Source organism: Streptomyces sp. NPDC101166 (assembly GCF_044768125.1).
GTDB lineage: Bacteria > Actinomycetota > Actinomycetes > Streptomycetales > Streptomycetaceae > Streptomyces.
Window position 1 is genome coordinate 1 of record NZ_JBIWPF010000316.1, and the last position, 1,084, is coordinate 1,084.

The following is a 1,084-nucleotide window of genomic DNA, read 5'->3' on the forward strand; positions in this document are numbered from 1 at the left end:
CCACGAACAGCAGCACCAGCGGCGCGATGGCCAGCGTGGTGGCGGCCATGATCAGCGTCCACTGCGCGTTGTATCGGGTCTGCATGTTGGCCGTAGCCACGGTCAGCACCTGCCACTTCGACCCGGAGGCGGCGACCAACGGCCACATGAAGCTGTTCCACTGCGAGACCACGGTGATGACGGTGAGGGTGGCCAGAATCGGCCGGCTCATCGGCACCACCACGCCGAACAGGATGTCGAGGGTGTTCGCGCCGTCGACCCGCGCCGCGTCGATGATCTCCCCCGGAATGGCCAGGAAGTACTGGCGCAGCAGGAAGATCGCGTACGGCGACCCGAACAGGAACGGCAGCACCAGCGCCCAGAAGGTGTTGAGCCACCCCAGTTTCGCGAACATGAGGTACAGCGGCACGAGGGTGACCGCACTGGGCACCATCATGGTCCCGAGGTACACCCAGAAAAGCACGTCCCGGCCGGGAAATCGGGTGCGCGCGAACGCATATGCCGCCAGGATCGACGTCACGAGTTGTCCACAGGTTATGCACACCGTCATCAGCGCGGTGACCGCGACGGCCCGGCCCAGCCCCTGATCCAGCACCGTGCGGAAGTTATCCACAGTCACTGGATCCGGTGTGGCCAGAGCGGATTCGGCCGCGAACTGCTTGGGAGTCTTGAACGCCGTCATGGCGCTCAACACGAGCGGCGCCACCGTCAGCAGCGCCCCGAGGATCAACACCCCGTACGCCGCGACCGCCCGCGCCGCCGCCCGCCGGTCAGTACTCATAGCTGGTCCGATTCCGGAAGTACCGGTGCTGCGCCATCGTGATCACGAACATCACCGCGAACACCACCACCGCCATGACCGCGGCCCGCCCCGGATGCGCGGCGTCGAACGCCTCCGAATAGATCCGCATGGCAACGACATCCGTGTGATGCCCCGGCCCGCCCTTGGTCAGCGCGTACACCGCGTCGAAGGTCTGGAAAACGCTGAGCACCCCGGTGACCAGCACGAAGAACATGGTCGGCCGCAACAGCGGCAGGATCAGCCAGCGCACCCGCCGCCACCCGACGGCCCCGTCCAAGGCGC

2 protein-coding genes are annotated in these 1,084 nt (G+C 66.5%); both read right to left on the reverse strand.

Going from position 1 to position 1,084, the window contains the following annotated elements; all coding sequences use genetic code 11:
* On the reverse strand, positions 1-781 hold a 781-nt coding region (locus ACIRS4_RS38735; RefSeq protein ID WP_404205049.1), incomplete at its 3' end, for a carbohydrate ABC transporter permease.
* The coding region (locus tag ACIRS4_RS38740; RefSeq protein ID WP_404205052.1) for a carbohydrate ABC transporter permease at positions 771-1,084 on the reverse strand (314 nt) is incomplete at its 5' end. The genes ACIRS4_RS38740 and ACIRS4_RS38735, both read right to left, overlap by 11 nt.